This is a genomic window from Halomonas sp. Bachu 37 (assembly GCF_039691755.1).
GTDB classification, from domain to species: Bacteria; Pseudomonadota; Gammaproteobacteria; order Pseudomonadales; family Halomonadaceae; genus Vreelandella; species Vreelandella kashgarensis.
Genome location: NZ_CP137552.1, coordinates 2353245 through 2370230, shown reverse-complemented (window position 1 = coordinate 2370230; position 16986 = coordinate 2353245). Strand labels below are relative to the sequence as shown.

General features: G+C 61.4%; 16 protein-coding genes. 6 read left to right on the top strand and 10 right to left on the bottom strand.

Annotated features, from left to right (window positions below):
• Window positions 1-77: 77 nt before the first annotated feature.
• On the bottom strand, window positions 78-1577 hold the full coding sequence (locus R5M92_RS10925; RefSeq protein ID WP_346795971.1) for an FAD-dependent oxidoreductase: 1500 nt from the start codon (window positions 1575-1577) through the stop codon (window positions 78-80).
• Window positions 1578-1821: 244 nt separating this feature from the next.
• Between R5M92_RS10925 and R5M92_RS10920 the strand changes: the two genes are divergently transcribed.
• Entirely contained in the window at window positions 1822-2349 is a 528-nt protein-coding gene (locus tag R5M92_RS10920) for an HPP family protein (protein WP_346795970.1), read from the top strand.
• Window positions 2350-2368: 19 nt separating this feature from the next.
• On the opposite strand, the gene R5M92_RS10915 is transcribed toward R5M92_RS10920, so the two are convergent.
• Both R5M92_RS10915 and nusG read right to left on the bottom strand, forming a co-directional pair.
• Window positions 2369-2761 carry a YbaN family protein gene (locus R5M92_RS10915; protein ID WP_346795969.1) on the bottom strand — a complete coding sequence of 131 codons (393 nt, stop codon included), beginning with the start codon at window positions 2759-2761 and terminating at the stop codon, window positions 2369-2371.
• A gap of 137 nt (window positions 2762-2898) precedes the next feature.
• A complete protein-coding gene (gene nusG / locus R5M92_RS10910) occupies window positions 2899-3429 on the bottom strand; it encodes a transcription termination/antitermination protein NusG (RefSeq protein WP_346795967.1) in 531 nt (176 codons plus the stop codon).
• Between the two features lie 221 nt (window positions 3430-3650).
• On the opposite strand from nusG, the gene R5M92_RS10905 reads away from it, so the two are divergent.
• The gene (locus tag R5M92_RS10905) at window positions 3651-4220 is read left to right on the top strand and encodes a hypothetical protein (RefSeq protein WP_346795965.1); all 570 of its coding nucleotides are present in this window, start codon (window positions 3651-3653) and stop codon (window positions 4218-4220) included.
• 20 nt (window positions 4221-4240) lie between these two features.
• On the opposite strand, the gene R5M92_RS10900 is transcribed toward R5M92_RS10905, so the two are convergent.
• Window positions 4241-5131 carry a LysR substrate-binding domain-containing protein gene (locus R5M92_RS10900; RefSeq protein WP_346795963.1) on the bottom strand — a complete coding sequence of 297 codons (891 nt, stop codon included), beginning with the start codon at window positions 5129-5131 and terminating at the stop codon, window positions 4241-4243.
• Between the two features lie 240 nt (window positions 5132-5371).
• On the opposite strand from R5M92_RS10900, the gene R5M92_RS10895 reads away from it, so the two are divergent.
• The 4 genes from R5M92_RS10895 to R5M92_RS10880 all read left to right on the top strand — a co-directional run bounded on the left by R5M92_RS10895 (window position 5372) and on the right by R5M92_RS10880 (window position 9246).
• The gene (locus R5M92_RS10895) at window positions 5372-6721 is read left to right on the top strand and encodes a VOC family protein (protein WP_346795962.1); all 1350 of its coding nucleotides are present in this window, start codon (window positions 5372-5374) and stop codon (window positions 6719-6721) included.
• A gap of 114 nt (window positions 6722-6835) precedes the next feature.
• Window positions 6836-8419 carry an ABC-F family ATPase gene (locus R5M92_RS10890; RefSeq protein ID WP_346795960.1) on the top strand — a complete coding sequence of 528 codons (1584 nt, stop codon included), beginning with the start codon at window positions 6836-6838 and terminating at the stop codon, window positions 8417-8419.
• 103 nt (window positions 8420-8522) lie between these two features.
• Window positions 8523-8816: a hypothetical protein gene (locus R5M92_RS10885; RefSeq protein WP_346795958.1), complete on the top strand. Its 294-nt coding sequence runs from the start codon at window positions 8523-8525 to the stop codon at window positions 8814-8816.
• A gap of 43 nt (window positions 8817-8859) precedes the next feature.
• The gene (locus R5M92_RS10880) at window positions 8860-9246 is read left to right on the top strand and encodes a SirB2 family protein (RefSeq protein WP_346795957.1); all 387 of its coding nucleotides are present in this window, start codon (window positions 8860-8862) and stop codon (window positions 9244-9246) included.
• A gap of 26 nt (window positions 9247-9272) precedes the next feature.
• Here R5M92_RS10880 and R5M92_RS10875 read toward each other — a convergent pair whose 3' ends face one another.
• The 6 genes from R5M92_RS10875 to nosR all read right to left on the bottom strand — a co-directional run bounded on the left by R5M92_RS10875 (window position 9273) and on the right by nosR (window position 16984).
• Window positions 9273-9806, bottom strand: coding sequence for a nitrous oxide reductase accessory protein NosL (locus R5M92_RS10875; RefSeq protein WP_346795956.1), 534 nt, complete (start codon window positions 9804-9806; stop codon window positions 9273-9275).
• A gap of 36 nt (window positions 9807-9842) precedes the next feature.
• Window positions 9843-10667 carry an ABC transporter permease gene (locus tag R5M92_RS10870; protein ID WP_346795955.1) on the bottom strand — a complete coding sequence of 275 codons (825 nt, stop codon included), beginning with the start codon at window positions 10665-10667 and terminating at the stop codon, window positions 9843-9845.
• The gene (locus tag R5M92_RS10865; RefSeq protein ID WP_346795954.1) at window positions 10664-11596 is read right to left on the bottom strand and encodes an ABC transporter ATP-binding protein; all 933 of its coding nucleotides are present in this window, start codon (window positions 11594-11596) and stop codon (window positions 10664-10666) included. Before R5M92_RS10865 ends, R5M92_RS10870 begins: the two co-directional genes overlap by 4 nt.
• Window positions 11593-12888, bottom strand: a complete 1296-nt coding sequence (locus R5M92_RS10860) for a nitrous oxide reductase family maturation protein NosD (RefSeq protein ID WP_346795953.1) — start codon at window positions 12886-12888, stop codon at window positions 11593-11595. The genes R5M92_RS10865 and R5M92_RS10860 overlap by 4 nt, the downstream gene beginning before the upstream one ends.
• 69 nt (window positions 12889-12957) lie before the next feature.
• On the bottom strand, window positions 12958-14835 hold the full coding sequence (gene nosZ / locus R5M92_RS10855) for a TAT-dependent nitrous-oxide reductase (protein ID WP_346795952.1): 1878 nt from the start codon (window positions 14833-14835) through the stop codon (window positions 12958-12960).
• 4 nt (window positions 14836-14839) lie between these two features.
• Entirely contained in the window at window positions 14840-16984 is a 2145-nt protein-coding gene (nosR, locus tag R5M92_RS10850) for a transcriptional regulator NosR (protein ID WP_346795951.1), read from the bottom strand.
• Between the last annotated feature and the right edge of the window lie 2 nt (window positions 16985-16986).

Here is a 16986-nt window from a genome sequence, read left to right as displayed (position 1 = left end):
GTAGTCGAATCACCGGTAGCCGTAATCGTGCCGCGTCGATGAGCACGGCATTGGCGCAGCCAGAGTGAATCGGAAGGCTACGAATCCACGGGGGGATCGCGTCGTTCCAGCGCGTGATAGGCCGGCCCCTCGATTACATCGCCGCGGGTGTCGAAGCGGCTGCCGTGGCACGGACAGTCCCATGTCGTGTCGTTGGCATTCCAGTGCACCAGGCATTTCATGTGGGGGCAGACGGCTGAAAGTACCGAAAGCTCGCCTGATTCGTTGCGGTAGATGGCCAGCTTCTCGCCATCCAGGGTCGCTACCTTGGCTTCGCCCGGGGCCAGCTCGGCGAACTCCTTGAGTTTGCCCGTGGCCAGGTAATCCTGAACGAGGTGCTTGGTAACCGACGCGTTCTCCTTGACCCATCCACCCGCGGATTTTGCGGGTGTGATCCTTCTGGCATCGAAATGCGCATGCCAGGTGTTGTCGCGCCCGTGGATCAGGTCCGCGATGATTCTTCCGGCCAGGGTCCCCCAGGTAAGACCATCGGCGGCGAAGCCCGTGGCGACATAGACATTGTCCCGGGCGTGCATCCTGCCGATATAAGGTAGACCATCGGCAGAGCTGTATTGCTGGGCTGACCACTGATGGCAGAATTCCTGAACATCGAAGTGCTGGCTCAAGTATTCGCGCAGGCGCTGGTAGTAGTCGTACTTGCCTTCACCGGTCTTGTGCTTTTCACCGATCACCATCAAATAGCTCTCACCGGCATAACGGTAGCTGCGCAAGGAGTGAAAGGGGTCCAGCATCCAGAAGATGCCTTCCGGATAAGCCTCGCCATTCAGTTTGGCACTGACGCCGTATTCACGCGATGGCAACATCCCGGTCTGCAACAGATCGACGCCCTTGGGAGTGTGAGTAGCATGCACGATATGGCGAGCCGTTACCGCCGCCGTATCGGTCTTGACGACGCCCTGCTTGTAATCCACGTCGCGTACTGGGCTATGCTCGAGGATGGTGACACCCATCGCGCTGACGGCCTTGGCCAGGCCCTGCACGTAAAGCAGCGGGTTGAACTGGGCCTGATCGTTGATCTTCAAACCCTGCAGCGGCGAGAAGGGCAGTACGTGCTGCTCGATATCCTCGACTTCCAGCCCCGCCTCGAGCAGTGCCTTGCGCTCTTCATCGAGTTCGTAGGCTTGCACTTCGTCGGCGGTGGTGAATAGCCGGTACAACGGCCGGCGGTGAAACTGACAATCGATAGCGAATCGCTCGATCGTGGCTTCGATGAAGTCGATCGTCTCGATACGCGACGTGACGATATCACGGCTGACATCATCACCCCATTTCTTGCGAATGGCGGAGAGGCCCTTGGCCAGCGGACTATAGAGGTTGCCAGTGGAACCACCCGTACACCCTTCACCTACACTCAGTGCCTCGAGCACTATCACTCTGGAGCCGTCTTCCGCCAATTGCAGAGCGGTGGTCAGCCCGGTGATACCCGCGCCGATCACCACGACATCCGCTTCTCTCTTGCCCGCCAGGGCGGGATAGTGTTCGATCTCGGTATCGCCTATCTTCCAGATGGCTTGCATTGTGCCTCCTTGCCCTCGCGAAGCGGTCGTTTAACGTATCTTTTATATATCGATTGCCCGGTGACGCTATCAATGTAAACCAAGCGTAGACCCACTCAAGAGAGCTTGCTAACCCAGACCGCCGGTATAAGCACAAAACCCGCCTTTCCATCGAATAATTCATAACTCTATGAATATTTATAATTTTCCTTATTTGGTGCAATCTGACATGATTTGCACTCATTTTGTGCAGAAAAGACAGACGATGAAAGCTTATATTGGCAAGATGCGTGGTGAACGAATACGCCGAAACCCCGTGGGTTGGCAGGATGCGGCCTGGTCCTGGCTAGGCGCGTTTACCGGCATGGCGGCAATCTGCTGGCTGAGTGCCCACTGGCTGACACAGCAATTGTTGATTGTCGGCTCATTCGGCGCTACCTCGGTGCTGATCTACGCCGCTCCCGAGAGCCCCTTTGCCCAACCGCGCAACGTCCTGTTCGGCAGTGTACTCTCGGCAGCGGTCGGGGTTGCCTGTTACCAAGCCCTGGGAGCCACGCCGCTGGCCATTTCCCTTGCCGTATCGGTTTCCATTCTGGTCATGCAGCTGACGCATACCGTTCACCCGCCGGGGGCGGCGGCGGCATTGATAGCCGTCGTCGGCGGCCCGAGCGTAAACGAGCTGGGATGGTGGTATCCGTTAATGCCTATTGGAGCGGGTAGTGCGGTGATGTTGGTGATCGCCATACTCGTCAATAACCTGGCGCGGCATCGGCGCTATCCACGCCACTGGTGAGCTTGCGGCTACGGGGTGGCTACCGTTCCGGTGGCAAGACCGGAGCGTTGGGGCGCGTGAGGATAAAGGTGCCGACCACGATAAACAGGGTGCCGGTAGTGACAAGAACCCCCAACGCCATGCCCAGAGCGGCCATGATCACCCAACTGAGCGCCAGCGTGGCGCAAGCTAGACGTTTGGCAGAGATAGGGATGGCGCGATGCTCCTGCCAGGCGCAAAGAGTGGGGCCCAGATGACGATGCTCGCGAAGCCAGCGGGCCAGGCGCGGTGAGCTTTTGCCGGCGGCCCACAGCGCCACCAGCATGAACGGAGTGGTCGGCAGCAGCGGCAGGACAACACCCAGCGCACCGAGGCCGACGCAGCTATACGCAATGCCGCCATACACCAGCCTGCTCAAGGGCCGCCGTCGCATATCACTCTCCTGTGGCTGTTGCCTTCAGCGTAGCTTACTCCAGATTATTCCCAGTCGGCCAGTCAGAGACTTGGGACAAAAGGTCGCTTGCCGGCGTCAGCTGATGAGCAGCGCGCGGTCAAGAAGACACGGCGAGCTCAGTTACAGCTCTTGAGCAACTGCGCGAGCGATATTTCCAGGCGCTGAGGCCGGTTCAGCAAGTCCAGCAGTACAATAGCCCGAGCCTCGCCACTCTTTTGCTTGGCCAGGTATTCAACAAACGTTGCGCCTTGCCCGGCGAAAGGGCCTTCCTCGATATGAATGGTTTCACCGGGCGCGAACTCGGGGATATCGGGTGCCTCGGGGGTAATGGTGGCCCCTTGCAGCAGTTGGATCAGCTCGGACGGTACGGGGGCGGGATTATTGCCGAAACTCAACAGCCTCAGGACACCGCGCGTGGAGCGAATCGGGCGCCAGTTGCTGGTGACCTGGTCGAGTTCGATAAAAAGATAGTAGGGAAACAGGGGTTCCGTGATCCATTCAAGCCGGGAGTTGCGCTTGCGCTGCCGCCGCAGGATCGGATGAAAGACGTTGAAACCTTGGTTGGCGAGATTATCCTCTGCCCGAAAGGATTCTCCCCCTTTGCACTGTACGGCATACCATTGATAAGTAGCGTCGTGTTCATTCATGAAAACAGTATCCGCGCCAGTTATGAAAAGCGACTAACGAAAGCCAAGAAAAGAAAGCGTTATCGTCAGGATACGTTCTCTTAACACAAGGCGAAAGGTCGGGACTCGCTTGTGCGGGACGTTGTCGAAGGGGAATATGATAGTCTGCGTTTTTTAGTGCAGGCCGGTCGTTCCAGGGTGCCATGCCGGTTTTGCCCCAGCAGAATTGAGGAACAGCAATAATGAAGGTGGTTCACGTTAAGGATGGCGAACAGCGCAATGCTTGCCTGGCGCGGTTATGTGCCGAGGTCTACGGGCAACGCGCCGGCTTGAAGCCGCTGCTGGTGTTCGTGGGTGCCCGGCGAGTGCTGTTCCCCCAGGAAGGCGCCAGATTGCTGGCGCTGATAGACAACATCGGCAGCCCCTTGGCGCTGGCGCTTCTGGTACTCGATGAAGCCGGAGAGGGGATGACCCTGAGTCTTTCCTGCTCGCTCGACGGTACCTGCAATCCCGAGCAGCGTCTGGTCAGTGATCTCGTGCTGAAGGCGCCCCTGCGGGTGGAAGCCCAGACGACGGCGGAAGAAGACTTTTTCCGTTCCTGCGGTATCTCGCGCTGGTTTGCCGGGGAGGCGGGGGCGCGAATCGGCCTCGGCGGGCGCCACCCCGCCACCTCGGTGGCGGAGCTGGAGGCAACGCTGGAAGTCGATGAAAAAGCGCTGCTGCGCCGGCTGAAGCACGATACCAAGCGGTTCAGCGAGGAGAAACAGTGCTTCGTCGATAGCCTGGAAGCGTTTCCTCACCAACTGAGCTAGGCGCTTTCTCTACGGCCGCACTAGGCAGGTACGCAGCGGCGGATGTGCTCGACGAACTGCTTGACCTTGGAAAGCTCTCCCAGGTGCTCGGGGTACACCAGATAGTAGGCGCTGGCGCTGACCAGCGTATGTCTCCAGGCGATGACCAGGCGCTGCGATGCCAGCTCTTCTTCCACCACGAAGCGCGGAACCAGGGCAATACCGCCACCGGCCATGGCGGTGCGTACCAGCATATGGAAGGTCTCGAAGCGGCTGCCGTGATAGCTTCGATCCGAGGCGATGCCCTGCTGCGCGAACCACTGGTGCCAGGCGTCGGGCCGGGTGGAAAGATGCAACAGGGGGAACTCGCCGATATCTCGGGCGCTACGGATATTGCCGCCGGCAAGAAGGTCCGGAGCGGCGACGGCCACCACCTCCTCGTCGAACAGCTTGTGGCACTCTAGGTTGGGCCAGCTGCCATGGCCATGGAAAAACGCCACCTCAAAACCGGCCTGTGCCAGGTCGAAATCTTCCACTTTGTCATGAAACTCTAGGCTAATGCGCGGGTGGGCGGCGAGGAACGCCGGTAGTTTGTCGGCCAGCCAGCGGGAGCCGAAACTGGGCAGCGTGGCGACCTTGAGCACTTCGCTGTGGCCGCTATAGGTCATGATCACATTGGCCGACATCTCGATCTGCGCCAGGATCTTGCGTACCTCGCTCAGGTAGATCGCGCCCTCGGGTGTCAGCAGCAGCGACCGGCGCACGCGGCGAAACAACTTGTGCTGCAACTGGGTTTCCAGTTGCGCCACCTGTTTACTCACCGCGCTTTGCGTGATGTTCAGCTCCTCGGCGGCGCGGGTGAAGCTCAAGTGCCGGGCGGCCGCCTCGAAACACTGCATGGCGTTGGTAGAGGGTAAGTGACGTCCCATCAAGGGGTAGCTCCGGGTTGTCGGGAGTCGGATTCGCTAATGGAATGCGAGGCCGAAATTTACTTGCGCTGTCTAGGAGCTTATTTAAGGCTTTCGCAAGAAAAAATGGAATGGATAGCCGGGTTTTTTTCGTTTGTGCTGCGCGCGAGGCTCTGCTGTCATGGTAGCTATCAATAGTTAATGGAGCAGGCGCGCAGGGCGGCATGCCGTGTGGCCTGACTCGACATGACAGGAGCCCCGACGATGACGACTTCCTTTATCTCCCCCGACCGGATTCGCGACCGCTTTTCCCAGGCCATGTCTGACATGTACCGCCATGAAGTGCCGCAGTACGGCACTTTGCTGGAGCTGGTCGATACGGTGAACCGTGAGGTACTGGCGCAGGATCCCTCGCAGCAGGCGGCGCTGCGCGATGCCGGGGAACTGGATCGGCTGAGTGTCGAGCGCCACGGTGCGATTCGGGTAGGCACGCCGACGGAACTCGCCATGCTGCGGCGCCTGTTTGCGGTCATGGGCATGTACCCCGTGGGCTATTACGATCTTTCCGAGGCCGGGGTGCCGGTTCACTCCACCGCCTTCCGTCCCGTGGACGACGAGTCGTTGCGGCGCAATCCGTTTCGCGTGTTTACCTCGTTGCTGCGCCTGGAATTGATCGAAAGCGACGAACTGCGCAAGCGGGCCGCTAATATTCTCCAGGCGCGGGATATCTTCACCCCCACCGCCCGGGAATTGATCGAACGCTGCGAACAGCAGGGCGGCCTGAACGAGGCGGACGCCGACGTATTCGTGAGCGAAGCGCTGGAGACGTTTCGCTGGCACCAGGATGCCACCGTGGACCTGCCCACCTACCAGGCGCTTAGCCGCGAGCACCGCTTGATCGCCGATGTGGTGTGCTTCCGCGGGCCGCATATCAACCACCTTACGCCGCGAACCCTGGATATCGATTCGGTGCAGCGCAAGATGCCCGACTACGGCATCGATCCCAAGGCGATCATCGAAGGTCCGCCGCGGCGTGACTGCCCGATCCTGCTGCGCCAGACCAGTTTCAAGGCGCTGGAGGAACCGATCCTCTTCGCTGACGAAGCCGGCGGCCATCATACGGCACGTTTCGGCGAGATCGAACAGCGCGGCGTCGCCCTGACAAACGAGGGGCGCAAGCTCTACGATCGTCTGCTGACCGCCTCCCGCGAACTTCCGCCGGCGGCTGACAATGCCCAGCACCAGGCGCGTCTGGGCGAGGTGTTCGCCGAGTTCCCCGATGACGCCGATACGCTGCGCCGCCAGGGCCTGGCATTTTTCCATTACCGCGCGGCACCCGGCGCCAAGGGCGGCCAGGCGAATACCGATGTGGAAGCATTGCTGGAATCCGGCGCATTGATCGCCACACCGATGATCTACGAGGATTTCCTGCCGGTCAGCGCCGCGGGAATCTTCCAGTCGAACCTGGGCGACAATGTACGCGACGACTACGCCAGCCAGTCGAACCAGGATCAGTTCGAGGAGGCACTCGGCGCCCAGGTCACCGACGAGATCGCTCTCTACGAGCGCCGTCAGCAGGCGTCGCTAGAGGCGGCGTTGGCAGCTTTGGTGTAGCAGCGAGCGCTGCATGCAAGGTGCCCAGCGGCATGGTCTGCATGCCGCTAGGTGTATGCGCGCTCGTTAGCGCGTAGAATTGCGTGCCTTTGCACCTCGACTGGACCTTTTTACGTGATCGCGACCGCCAATATCACCATGCAGTTCGGGGCCAAGCCCCTGTTTGAAAACGTCTCCGTCAAGTTCGGCAACGGCAACCGCTACGGCCTGATCGGCGCGAACGGCTGCGGCAAGTCGACCTTCATGAAAATCCTCGGCAGTGACCTGGAGCCCACGTCCGGCCAGGTGATGGTGGATTCCAGCGCCCGTCTGGGCAAGCTGCGCCAGGATCAGTTCGCCTTTGAAGACGAGCGCGTCATCGACACCGTGATCATGGGCAATACCGAGCTTTGGCAGGTCGCGGCGGAGCGCGAACGCATCTACTCGTTGACGGAAATGAGCGAAGCGGACGGCATGGCCGTCGCCGACCTGGAAGTGCGCTTCGCCGAACTCGACGGCTACACCGCCGAAGCCCGCGCCGGCGAGCTGTTGCTGGGCCTGGGGATTCCCATCGAGCAGCATTTCGGCCCCATGAGCGAGGTGTCGCCGGGGTGGAAGCTACGGGTGCTGCTGGCCCAGGCGCTGTTCTCCGACCCCGATGTCCTGCTGCTGGACGAGCCGACCAACCATCTGGATATCAATACCATCCGCTGGCTGGAGGATATCCTCAAGACACGCAGCAGCACCATGATCATCATTTCCCACGACCGCCATTTCCTCAACAGTGTGTGTACTCACATGGCGGACCTGGATTACGGCGAGATCACGCTGTTCCCCGGCAATTACGATGACTACATGACCGCCGCCACCGCCGTGCGCGAACGCCAGCATGCCGACAACGCCAAGAAGAAGGCGCAGATCGCCGAGCTGCAGCAGTTCGTCAGCCGCTTCTCGGCCAACGCCTCCAAGGCCAAGCAGGCCACCTCGCGGGCACGCCAGATCGACAAGATCAAGCTCGAGGATATCAAACCGTCGAGCCGGGTGAGCCCGTTCATCCGCTTCGACCAGGGCAAGAAGATCCACCGCAATGCGGTCAACGTGGAGGCGATCACCAAGGGCTACGGCACGCCGCTGTTCGAGCGCTTTTCAATGACCGTGGAGGCCGGCGAGCGGATCGCCATCATCGGCCCCAACGGCATCGGCAAGACCACGCTGCTCAAAACCCTGGGCGGCGAGCTGCATCCGGACGCCGGCGCGGTGAAATGGACCGACAGCGCCGAGCTGGGCATGTTCGCCCAGGAGCATGGCGACGATTTCGCCGTCGATGCCACCCTGTTCGAGTGGATGGCGCAGTGGACCCAGGGCGGCGAGCAGGTGGTGCGCGGTGCCTTGGGCCGCATGCTGTTCTCCAGCGACGACATTGGCAAGTCGGTGAAGGTGATTTCCGGCGGCGAGCAGGGCCGCATGCTGTTCGGCAAGTTGACGCTGACCCAGCCCAACGTGCTGCTGATGGACGAACCCACCAACCACCTCGACATGGAATCCATCGAGGCGCTCAACCTGGCGCTGGAGAACTACCCCGGCACGCTGATCTTCGTCAGCCACGACCGCGAATTCGTCTCCTCGCTGGCGACGCGGATACTCGACATGAGTAACGATGGCATCGTCGATTTCAGCGGCAGCTACGACGACTACCTGCGCAGCCAGGGCGTGCTGTAGCCCCGCCTTGTGCGGTAGCATCGCGGGATGACACGCGCCGGTTCCCGGAACCGGCCTCTCTCTCGGCGGTCTGTTGAGGACCTCTTCCCGGAACCAGCCCTATATGCAAGCAGACGGTTTTTTCGATTCGGTAGGCGAGACGATAGGCGAGATCATCCGCGGCTTCGTCGATTTTCTCGTGGCGATCTTCACCAATTTCTTCGGCGCCATGGACTCCTTCGTGGAGGGGCTGACGCGTTCGCTGGGCATCAGCCCGTCATTTCTGAGTCTCGCCGTGCTGCTCATCGGCCTGCTGATCGTGTTCGGCGGTATCCGGGCGTTTCTGCGCGGCTCGATCATCGGCGGGTTGATCCGCACGCTGCTGGGGCTGCTGATTTTGTCCTGGTTGATTCCCTAGCGCGGGCTGACGCCCTGAAATGATCCCCTTGAAGGTGGCTTTCTTGGAACACTATTTTCTCATCAAGCATCTGCACATGACCACCGCCGCGCTGAGCATCACCTTCTTCGTGCTGCGCGCCTGGTGGTCGGTGCGGGAAAGTTCGTTACGTCATGCGCGCTGGGTCAAGGTGCTGCCCCACCTTATCGATACCGCTCTGCTGGGCCTGGGCGTGACGTTGATGGTCCTGCTTTCGGTGTGGCCCTGGCAGCTGCCCTGGCTTGGCGCCAAGTTGCTGGCGCTGCTGGCCTATATCGGCATTGGTACCGTTGCGATCAAGCGCGGGCCGACGCCGCGGATTCGCGCCGGTGCCGCTATAGTGGCCGTTATCCTGTTTCTCTACATGGTGGGGGCCGCCGTTCGTCACAGCCCCCTGTCATGGTTGGCTTGAGCCGCCTGGCTGGCCTGGGCTGTGCGTTATCCGTGATCGGGCGCGGTATGGCGATTCGTTTCGCCGCGCCCAAGGCTACCGAGCAAGTCGAGGTCGATATCGTCGTAGGCGATCACTTCACCGCCATGCGCCTCGATGAACCGAGTGGCGACTTCACGGCTGGAGAATGACGCCAGAGTGTGGCCCATGCTGCCGCGCCGGTCGTGGCCGATCACATACCAGGCCTCTTCAGCGAGGATGAATGCATCGTCCCGGGGAGCCTCCCAGGGTGTTGCGCCGATGTCGTGTACATAGGCATGGCGCAGCTGGCTCTGGTTCTCGGGCTGCTGAAGAAAGACGAACATCTCCAGGGTGGAGCAGAACTTGCGCGAATCAGTGCGATCCTCCATGAATGCCTGGCCCTTGGGTCCTTCGAACTCCGCGATGAGCATGCCGCAGACATGACAGACGTCGTCGTCGGCGATGGGCTGGGACGGTGTCGCTTCGGCGGTGTCGGTGGCATTGTTGCAACCGGTCAGGAGCAGGGCGATGAGTGTAAAGACAGGGAGCAGGGCGGGCATGGTGAATCCTCGGTGATACGTCACGGGTAGCGGGTTTCAAGCGGCATGGCGATGGAAGCGACGCATGGCCAACAGCAGTGACGCCGCGACCCAGGCCAGCATCGCCAGCAGCGGCCAAGCGGGGTGGAACGCGCCTTGTTGAGCGATGGCGGTGATGCCGCTTTCCAGTTGGGTGGCGTCGAAACCGGCCAGGTTGATCAAGCGAAAGTTGTCGGTCGGATTGAGCAGCATCAGGTAGGGCAGCCAGTCACCGCCCTGCTTGACCCCGACCAGCAACGCCAGCAGCGCCAGGTCGAATACCAGCACGAACAGAAACCACACCCCAAGCGCCAGCCCGGCGGCCCGCGCCTTCTCGCTAACCGTGACGCTGATCAGGTAGGCGAAGGCGAGAAATACCCAGCCCAGTAGTACGCTGCTAGCGATCAGCCGCGCCATGCCCGCGCTCAACTCGACGAGGGAAACGCCTTCGGCCCCCATGGCGATGACGATACCGGCAATGCCGAAGCCGAGCAGGGTAGCGACGGCCAGGATCAGCCCGTGGCCGAGGAACTTGCCGAAGAGCAGCGCCGAACGGCTCAACGGATAAGTCAGCAAGAGCAGCAGGGTGCCGGCTTCCTGCTCGCCGACGATGGCGTCGTAGGCCAGCAATAGCGCGATCAGGGGTATCAGGAACACCGCCAGGGTAGAGAGACTGATCAGGGTGGTGGCCAGCGAGGTAAAGCCGAGGCCACCGCTGGCTGCGGCACCGAAGTAGGCGATCCCCATCGCCATGGCGGCCAGGATCACGGTGATCGCCAGCACCCAGCGGTTGCGCAGGCCGTCCTGGAACTCCTTTGCGGCGACGATGAACATGGCCTTCATGGATTGTCTCCTGGCGCAGGGGAAGCGGATCGGGCGGAAAAATGCGTATAGAGATGTTCAAGTGTGGGAGGCGACATCTCGATATCCTCGATACCCGGCATCTCCGCCAATTGGCGCAGCACCGGCATCTTTTTCTCAGCCGGGACGCTGATCTCCATGCAGCGTTCGTCGATCGGGGTCGGTTCGAGGTGCAAGTCGGCCCAGTGGTGATGCTGAATTTTCGGCAAGTGGCCATGGACGCGAAAGGTCAGCGGTAGCTCGGCTTGTGCCCGCAATTGCTCGAGGCTGCCGAGCGCCAGGCGACGGCCCTTGCCCAGGATCAGCGCACGATCGATATAAGGCTCGATACCGGGCAGCACATGCGAAGAGATCACCACGGTACAGCCGCTGTCGCGCAACACTTTCACCGTCTGATAGAAGTCGCGGGTGGCGGCGGGGTCGAGTCCGGTAGTGGGCTCGTCGAGCAGCAGCAGCCGGGGTGAGCCCAGCAGGGCCTGGGCCAGACCGAGGCGCTGGCGCATGCCCTTGGAGTAGGTCTTGACGCGGCGGTCCGCGGCCTCGAGCAGACCCACGCGTTCGAGCAATACCGCGACCTGGTCACGCTCGGCCTGTTTTAGCCGGGCGAAATAGGTAAGCACCTCGCGCCCGCTGAGCTGCTCATAGAAGGTGACGTTTTCGGGAAGGTACCCCAGCTGGCGCCGCAGGCGTTCGGCATGCGGCCCGTCGGGGGCACCGCCAAGCACATCGAGGCGGCCGGAGCTTGGGGCAATCAAGCCCAGAATCAACTTCATGATGGTAGTCTTGCCGGCACCGTTGTGCCCCAGCAGGGCCAGCATCTCACCTGTTTCGATGGTGAGGTCCATCTCGGCCAGGCGCGTCAACGAGCCGTGGCGCTTGGTGACGCGCTGCAGTTCTATCACCGGGGTCATGAGGCGTTTCCTTCTCGGCTGGGCTCGCCCATCAGCGGCGCGCTGTCCTTGACGCCGGGGGGACGAAACACCGGGAACTGGCGTTGGACCCAGCGCAGCGCCAGGACCGCCGGGCTCTGCATCAATAGGCGCGCGGCGGGATGGCGCCACAACAGGTGATCCATGGCGTCGTTGGGTTCGTGGGCGGTGTCGCCGATGCCGTCGTCGTCCAGATCCCAGCCCAGGTAGTCGCTCCAGTAATTGCCGGACCAGTCCTGCTCGCGGGTGGCGACGTACTTGACTTGCTGCTTGTTGGCGATGAAGGCGTTGCCCGTCATCTGGTTGTCCTCCGAACCGGCGGTGAGGTGAATGCCGATATCGCTGTCCGCGAAGCGGTTGTTCTCGATACGGTTGAACTGCGAGTTGTAGATGAACAGCGCCTTGCCGTCGCCGCCGTCGAGACGACCCTCGCCATCGGCCCCCAGGGGCTGGATGATACCTTCGACACGGTTGCCGCGCAGGGTGGAGTCGGTAATGTTGTTCATCAGGATGCCGTAGTTGTCGTCATCCATGGAGCGGTTGTCGATGACTGTCAGACGCTTGGATTGCATCAAGGCGTAGCCTGTCCGCGTCTGGCGGGTCAGGTTGCCTTCCAGGTGATTGTCGAATGAGTACATGTAGTGAACGCCGTAGCGTAGATCGTGCAGGGTATTGCCGCGCAGCACATTGTGGCGGCTATTGTCGAGATAGATGCCGTCGCGGGTTTGCGCGACATCGTTGGATTCGATGATGGACTGGCTGACATCGTACAGGTGAATGCCGTTGCCGCGATCCTGAGAGCGCAGGCTGGTATCACCGCGAATGGTGTTGTCGATCACGCGTACATCGCTGACGGCATCGAGCCAGATACCGAAACCGGGCCCAGTCAGGCGATTATGGCGAATGGTACTGCCGTGAGCGTCGGGCTCGACGAAGATGCCCGCCTCCAGCTCGGTCAGGTTGCGGCCCCAGCCTTCGATACGTAACCCTTCGACAATAGTGTCGGGCGCGGCCAGCACCATGGCGTTGCCGTGGCCCTGCGCATCGAGTACGGCGTCTGGTTCGCCCTGCAGGTGCAGAGTGCGGTCGACAACGACCCGTCCGGGGTAGCGTCCCGCCGGTAGCAACAGTCGGTCGCCGTCTGCGGCCTGTTCGACCAGAGGTTGCAGCGGCTCGCCGGGGGTGGCGTGCCAATCGACAGCGTAAGCTCCGCCCGGCAGCCATAGCCATACCAAGGGGAGCAGGCGGCCGATGAAGCCGCGATATCGTTTCATGGCAATCTCCCGCAGCGGGCCGAACGTGTCGGCCCGCATCGTGGCTTCTTTCACAGCACTACTGAAGCGTCAGGCGGGTTCGACCAGCATGCGACCGGTCATTTCCATGTGCATGGCGTGGCAGAACCAGCTGCAGTAGTACCAGTGCACCCCGGGCCGGTCGGCAGTGAAGGTGACACTGGAAGTCTGCTGCGGGCCGATCTCCATGGAGGCGCCATGATTGACCATGACGAAGCCGTGGGTCAGGTCCTCGACCTGGTCGAGGTTGGTGACCACCACGGTCACCTCGTCGCCCTGCTTGACCTTGAATTCGGTCAGGCCGAACTGCGGGGCGATAGAGGTCATGTAGACCCGCACCTTGTTGCCGTCGCGGACTACCTTGCTTTCGCCTTCCAGATTGACGCCGTCGGCCTCGGCCATGGCGACGGTCTCGGCGAAGAAGGGGTCATCGCGTTTCCACACCCGGCTGGGGCTGAGCTGGTCGGCACGCAGCAGGATACAGTCGTGGGGCTCGGCGAAGGTGGGGCCGTCGTGTACCAGCTTCATTTCTTCGCCGGAGATGTCGATCAGCTGGTCATTTTCCGGGTGCAGCGGGCCTACCGGCAGGAAGCGGTCCTTGGAGAACTTCGACAGCACCACCAACCACTTGCCATCGGCATCGCGGGACTCGGTAAGACTCGCGTGGTTGTGCCCCGGCTGATAATGCACATCGAGCTTCTGGCGGATGTAGTTGACGTCTTCGCCATTGTAGTGGCGGATGGCGTCCTCGATGTTCCACTTCGCCACCTGGCTATCGATGAACAGGGTGGTATAGGCATTACCCCGGCCATCGTAGGTGGTGTGAAGCGGGCCGAGGCCCAGTTCGGGCTCACCGACGATGGTGTCGCGCGGTTCGATGTTGCCGTCGAAAAGGTCCGGCAGCTTGTCGATGGCGATGATCGAGCAGGTCGGCGAGAGCTTGCCGTTGGCAATGAAATACTTGCCGTCCGGCGAGGTATTCACGCCATGCGGGTTCTTGGGGATGGGGATATAGCGGGTCAGCTTCGAGCCCTTGCGACCGTCGAGTACCGGCACGTCCACACCACCCAGCGTCTTGTAGTCGCCGGCTGCGACGGCGGCTTCGATCGCTTCGACATCGAACACCACCACCCAGTCGCGCTCGGCGCGCATGGTTTCGGTCAAGGTCATGCCCTTTTCCGAGTTGTAGCAGCTGGAGGCAACGAAGCGACCGGTGTAGTCGGCATCGGTGTTGTCGAGGTTGCCATCGACGATCACCTGCCAGGCCACGTCCATGCTTTCGGCATCGATAGCGTTGAACATGGTGAAGTAGTTTTCCGGGTTCTCCAGGTCGCGACCGTCGTTGATCTGCGGAATCGGCAGTTCGGCGTTGGCGAAGACGTACTTGGTGTAAGGCACCTTCTGCAGACGCAGGCCGTGAATCGCCTGGACGTTGGGGATGGTGGTGATCTTGTCCGTCTTCATGATGTCGAGACGAATACGCGCCACCCGGGTATTGGCCTTGTCGTTGATGAACAGGTATTTGCCGTCGTAGCTGCCGTCGGTCAACGAGACGTGCGGATGGTGGCAGTCGCCGTTGAGAAAGCGCGCCGAGTCGCCCATGATGCGCTTGGATTCGTTGGTGATGCCCCAGCCGGTGGCGCTGTCGATGTTGAACACGGGGATGCGCATCAGCTCACGCATCGAAGGTACACCGAGCACCCGGACTTCACCTTGGTGACCGCCGCTCCAGAAACCGTAGTATTCATCGAGCTCGCCGGGTGCCACCTCGACCCCTTCGGCGCTGGCGGCCTGGGCTTGTCGACTGTTGAGCAGCGCACCCGCACCGAAGCCGCTGGCCAGACCTGCACCGGCCACGCCGGTTACAGCGCTGTTGCGCAAGAAATGGCGGCGGCCGAGGTTCTCGATCACTTTTTTCTTGTCACTCATTAGTTCACTCCTCCTGCAGAGTAGGGATTCGCTGCAATTTGCTTTTTCCGGCATTGCCGGGGTCATGGGTCCCGACGCTTGCCGAGGCACTGGAAGACACTCTGGTCGCCTTTTCGAAGCGCTTGCGGCGCTTGACCATGGGCGGGCAACGCTGGTCGTCGTAGTAGGTCACCTGGCAATCGAGACAGTAGTGGCACTCGTTGGCATTGATGCGGCCATCGGGATGGATGGCGGCCACTTCGCATTCGTTGGCACATATCTGACACGGGGTGCCGCAGCTACCGCGATGACGCTTGAGCCAGTCGAACAGGCGCAGGCGGGAAGGGATCGCCAATCCCGCACCCAGCGGGCAAACGTAGCGGCAATAGAATTTGTGATTGAAGGCGGAGATGGCGACCAGGCCCAGGGCGTAGAGCACGAAGGCCCAATCGCGCTGGAAGCGCAACGTGATCGCGGTCTTGAACGGCTCCACCTCGGCGTAGCGTTCGGCGGTACCCAGCGAATGCAACGAGACGGCGAACAGCGCCAGTAGAATGATGTACTTGATCGCCCATAGGCGCTCATGCAGGCCGAAGGGCACCTCGATCTGTTTGACCTTCAGCTTGCGGGCGATCTGGTTGACCAGGTCCTGCAGCGCCCCGAAAGGACACAGCCAGCCACAGAACACTCCACGGCCCCACAGCAGCAGGCTCACCGCGACGAACGACCAGAGGATGAACATCATCGGATCGATCAAGAATGAGGTCCAGCTGAAGCCGCTGATCAGCGAATTGGTGAAGGTGAGGATATTGACGACCGATAGCTGGGCCAACGAGTACCAGCCGATGAAGAACAATGTGTAGATCTTGAAACCCTGGCGCAGTGGATTCAGCACACGGGGGCGGCGGGCCAGCACGTCCTGAAACAGCATGATACCGGTGAGTACCAGCAGGCCGGCGCCCAGCACGCCGATCTGGAACGCCTTGTCGCGCCAGACCTGCACCCAGATCGCCTCCTCCACTGGCGGTTCGGGGCGCTCGATATAGGCCTCGGGCACGCTGTAGTCGGCACTGAAGCGGCTGAATTCGGTATCCAGGGGGCCGGAAGCACGACGCACCAGCAGATCCAGCTGCCAGGGCTGGCCGGGATCGAAACCCGCTTCCTCGCGGATGATGAAAATATCGCGCTCGGCCAGCGACGGCGCTCCATCGAGGGCCAGGTTGCCCAGGCGGATATGGTCGCTGTCATGAAAGCTGACCCGGGTGCTGCCCTGAGAAAGCTCGATACGATCGAAGATACCGCCGCGCACATACCCCGACCCCTTGAAGGAGTAGTCGCCCCGGCCCATCACGGCGATGGCATGCTCGTTCTCGCCCAATTCGGCCATGAGCTGCTCGTAGCCAGACTCGCCCAACAGATTGCGTCCGGCGGTCGGCGGGTTGAGGTAGGTGTAGAACAGCTCGATGAAGGTCTTGTCGGCGGGTTGCGGTGTGCGCAGGTAGTCTTCGGCGGCAGTGCCAATGAAGCTTTCGTCGACTTCACCGTGGGTCAGGTGCAGGCGGCGGATGGTGCCGTCGCCGGTGAGCGCGCTCCAGTCGGCGGGGGTGAATACCTCATCCAGCACCCGGGCCGGCGGTGCCAGTGAAAGGTCCGCGATGAGTTGCTGTTCGGCGGCCACTTGCCGGGCGCTGCGCATGATGGTGTCGCTGACTACGATGACCGTCACGGTCGCGCCGGAAATGGCGTCGAGATTGTCACCGACCCGAAGCCTGTCATTGACATGGGCCGTAACGTGTTCGTCGGCGAAGCCTTCAAGCTTCGTTTCCGGAATACCCACCAGCATGATGGGTTCTGCGTGGCTGAGAATATCGGCCTGGACGATGCGCCCTTCGATATCCACTCCCACCAGGACATTGACCGGTTTTCCGGAGTAGGCGGGAATGGGAGCGATATCCACGCTTTCGTAGACATAGCCGAGCAGTTCATCGTCACCGGCCAGCACCCGGCTGACCGGCCATTGGGATTCGGCTTCCGCGAGACGCTCGGCAGAAGGAAATCCCGCGCGGACTTGCTCAAGCTCGATGGCCTGGACGGGCAGCGCCACCATCAACAACAGCAGAAGACTAGTCCAGAGGCCAACGAGATGGGGCGGGAAAACCACGCGGGGCATTG

What these genes read in the sequence shown, in the direction of transcription:
- R5M92_RS10870 (WP_346795955.1), bottom strand. Translation starts at nt 10,667, where the DNA reads ATGAAGGCCATGTTCATCGTCGCCGCAAAGGAGTTCCAGGACGGCCTG.
- nusG (WP_346795967.1), bottom strand. Translation starts at nt 3,429, where the DNA reads ATGAATGAACACGACGCTACTTATCAATGGTATGCCGTACAGTGCAAA.
- nosR (WP_346795951.1), bottom strand. Translation starts at nt 16,984, where the DNA reads ATGCCCCGCGTGGTTTTCCCGCCCCATCTCGTTGGCCTCTGGACTAGT.
- R5M92_RS10915 (WP_346795969.1), bottom strand. Translation starts at nt 2,761, where the DNA reads ATGCGACGGCGGCCCTTGAGCAGGCTGGTGTATGGCGGCATTGCGTAT.
- R5M92_RS10920 (WP_346795970.1), top strand. Translation starts at nt 1,822, where the DNA reads ATGAAAGCTTATATTGGCAAGATGCGTGGTGAACGAATACGCCGAAAC.
- R5M92_RS10875 (WP_346795956.1), bottom strand. Translation starts at nt 9,806, where the DNA reads ATGCCCGCCCTGCTCCCTGTCTTTACACTCATCGCCCTGCTCCTGACC.
- R5M92_RS10895 (WP_346795962.1), top strand. Translation starts at nt 5,372, where the DNA reads ATGACGACTTCCTTTATCTCCCCCGACCGGATTCGCGACCGCTTTTCC.
- R5M92_RS10885 (WP_346795958.1), top strand. Translation starts at nt 8,523, where the DNA reads ATGCAAGCAGACGGTTTTTTCGATTCGGTAGGCGAGACGATAGGCGAG.
- R5M92_RS10860 (WP_346795953.1), bottom strand. Translation starts at nt 12,888, where the DNA reads ATGAAACGATATCGCGGCTTCATCGGCCGCCTGCTCCCCTTGGTATGG.
- nosZ (WP_346795952.1), bottom strand. Translation starts at nt 14,835, where the DNA reads ATGAGTGACAAGAAAAAAGTGATCGAGAACCTCGGCCGCCGCCATTTC.
- R5M92_RS10925 (WP_346795971.1), bottom strand. Translation starts at nt 1,577, where the DNA reads ATGCAAGCCATCTGGAAGATAGGCGATACCGAGATCGAACACTATCCC.
- R5M92_RS10865 (WP_346795954.1), bottom strand. Translation starts at nt 11,596, where the DNA reads ATGACCCCGGTGATAGAACTGCAGCGCGTCACCAAGCGCCACGGCTCG.
- R5M92_RS10905 (WP_346795965.1), top strand. Translation starts at nt 3,651, where the DNA reads ATGAAGGTGGTTCACGTTAAGGATGGCGAACAGCGCAATGCTTGCCTG.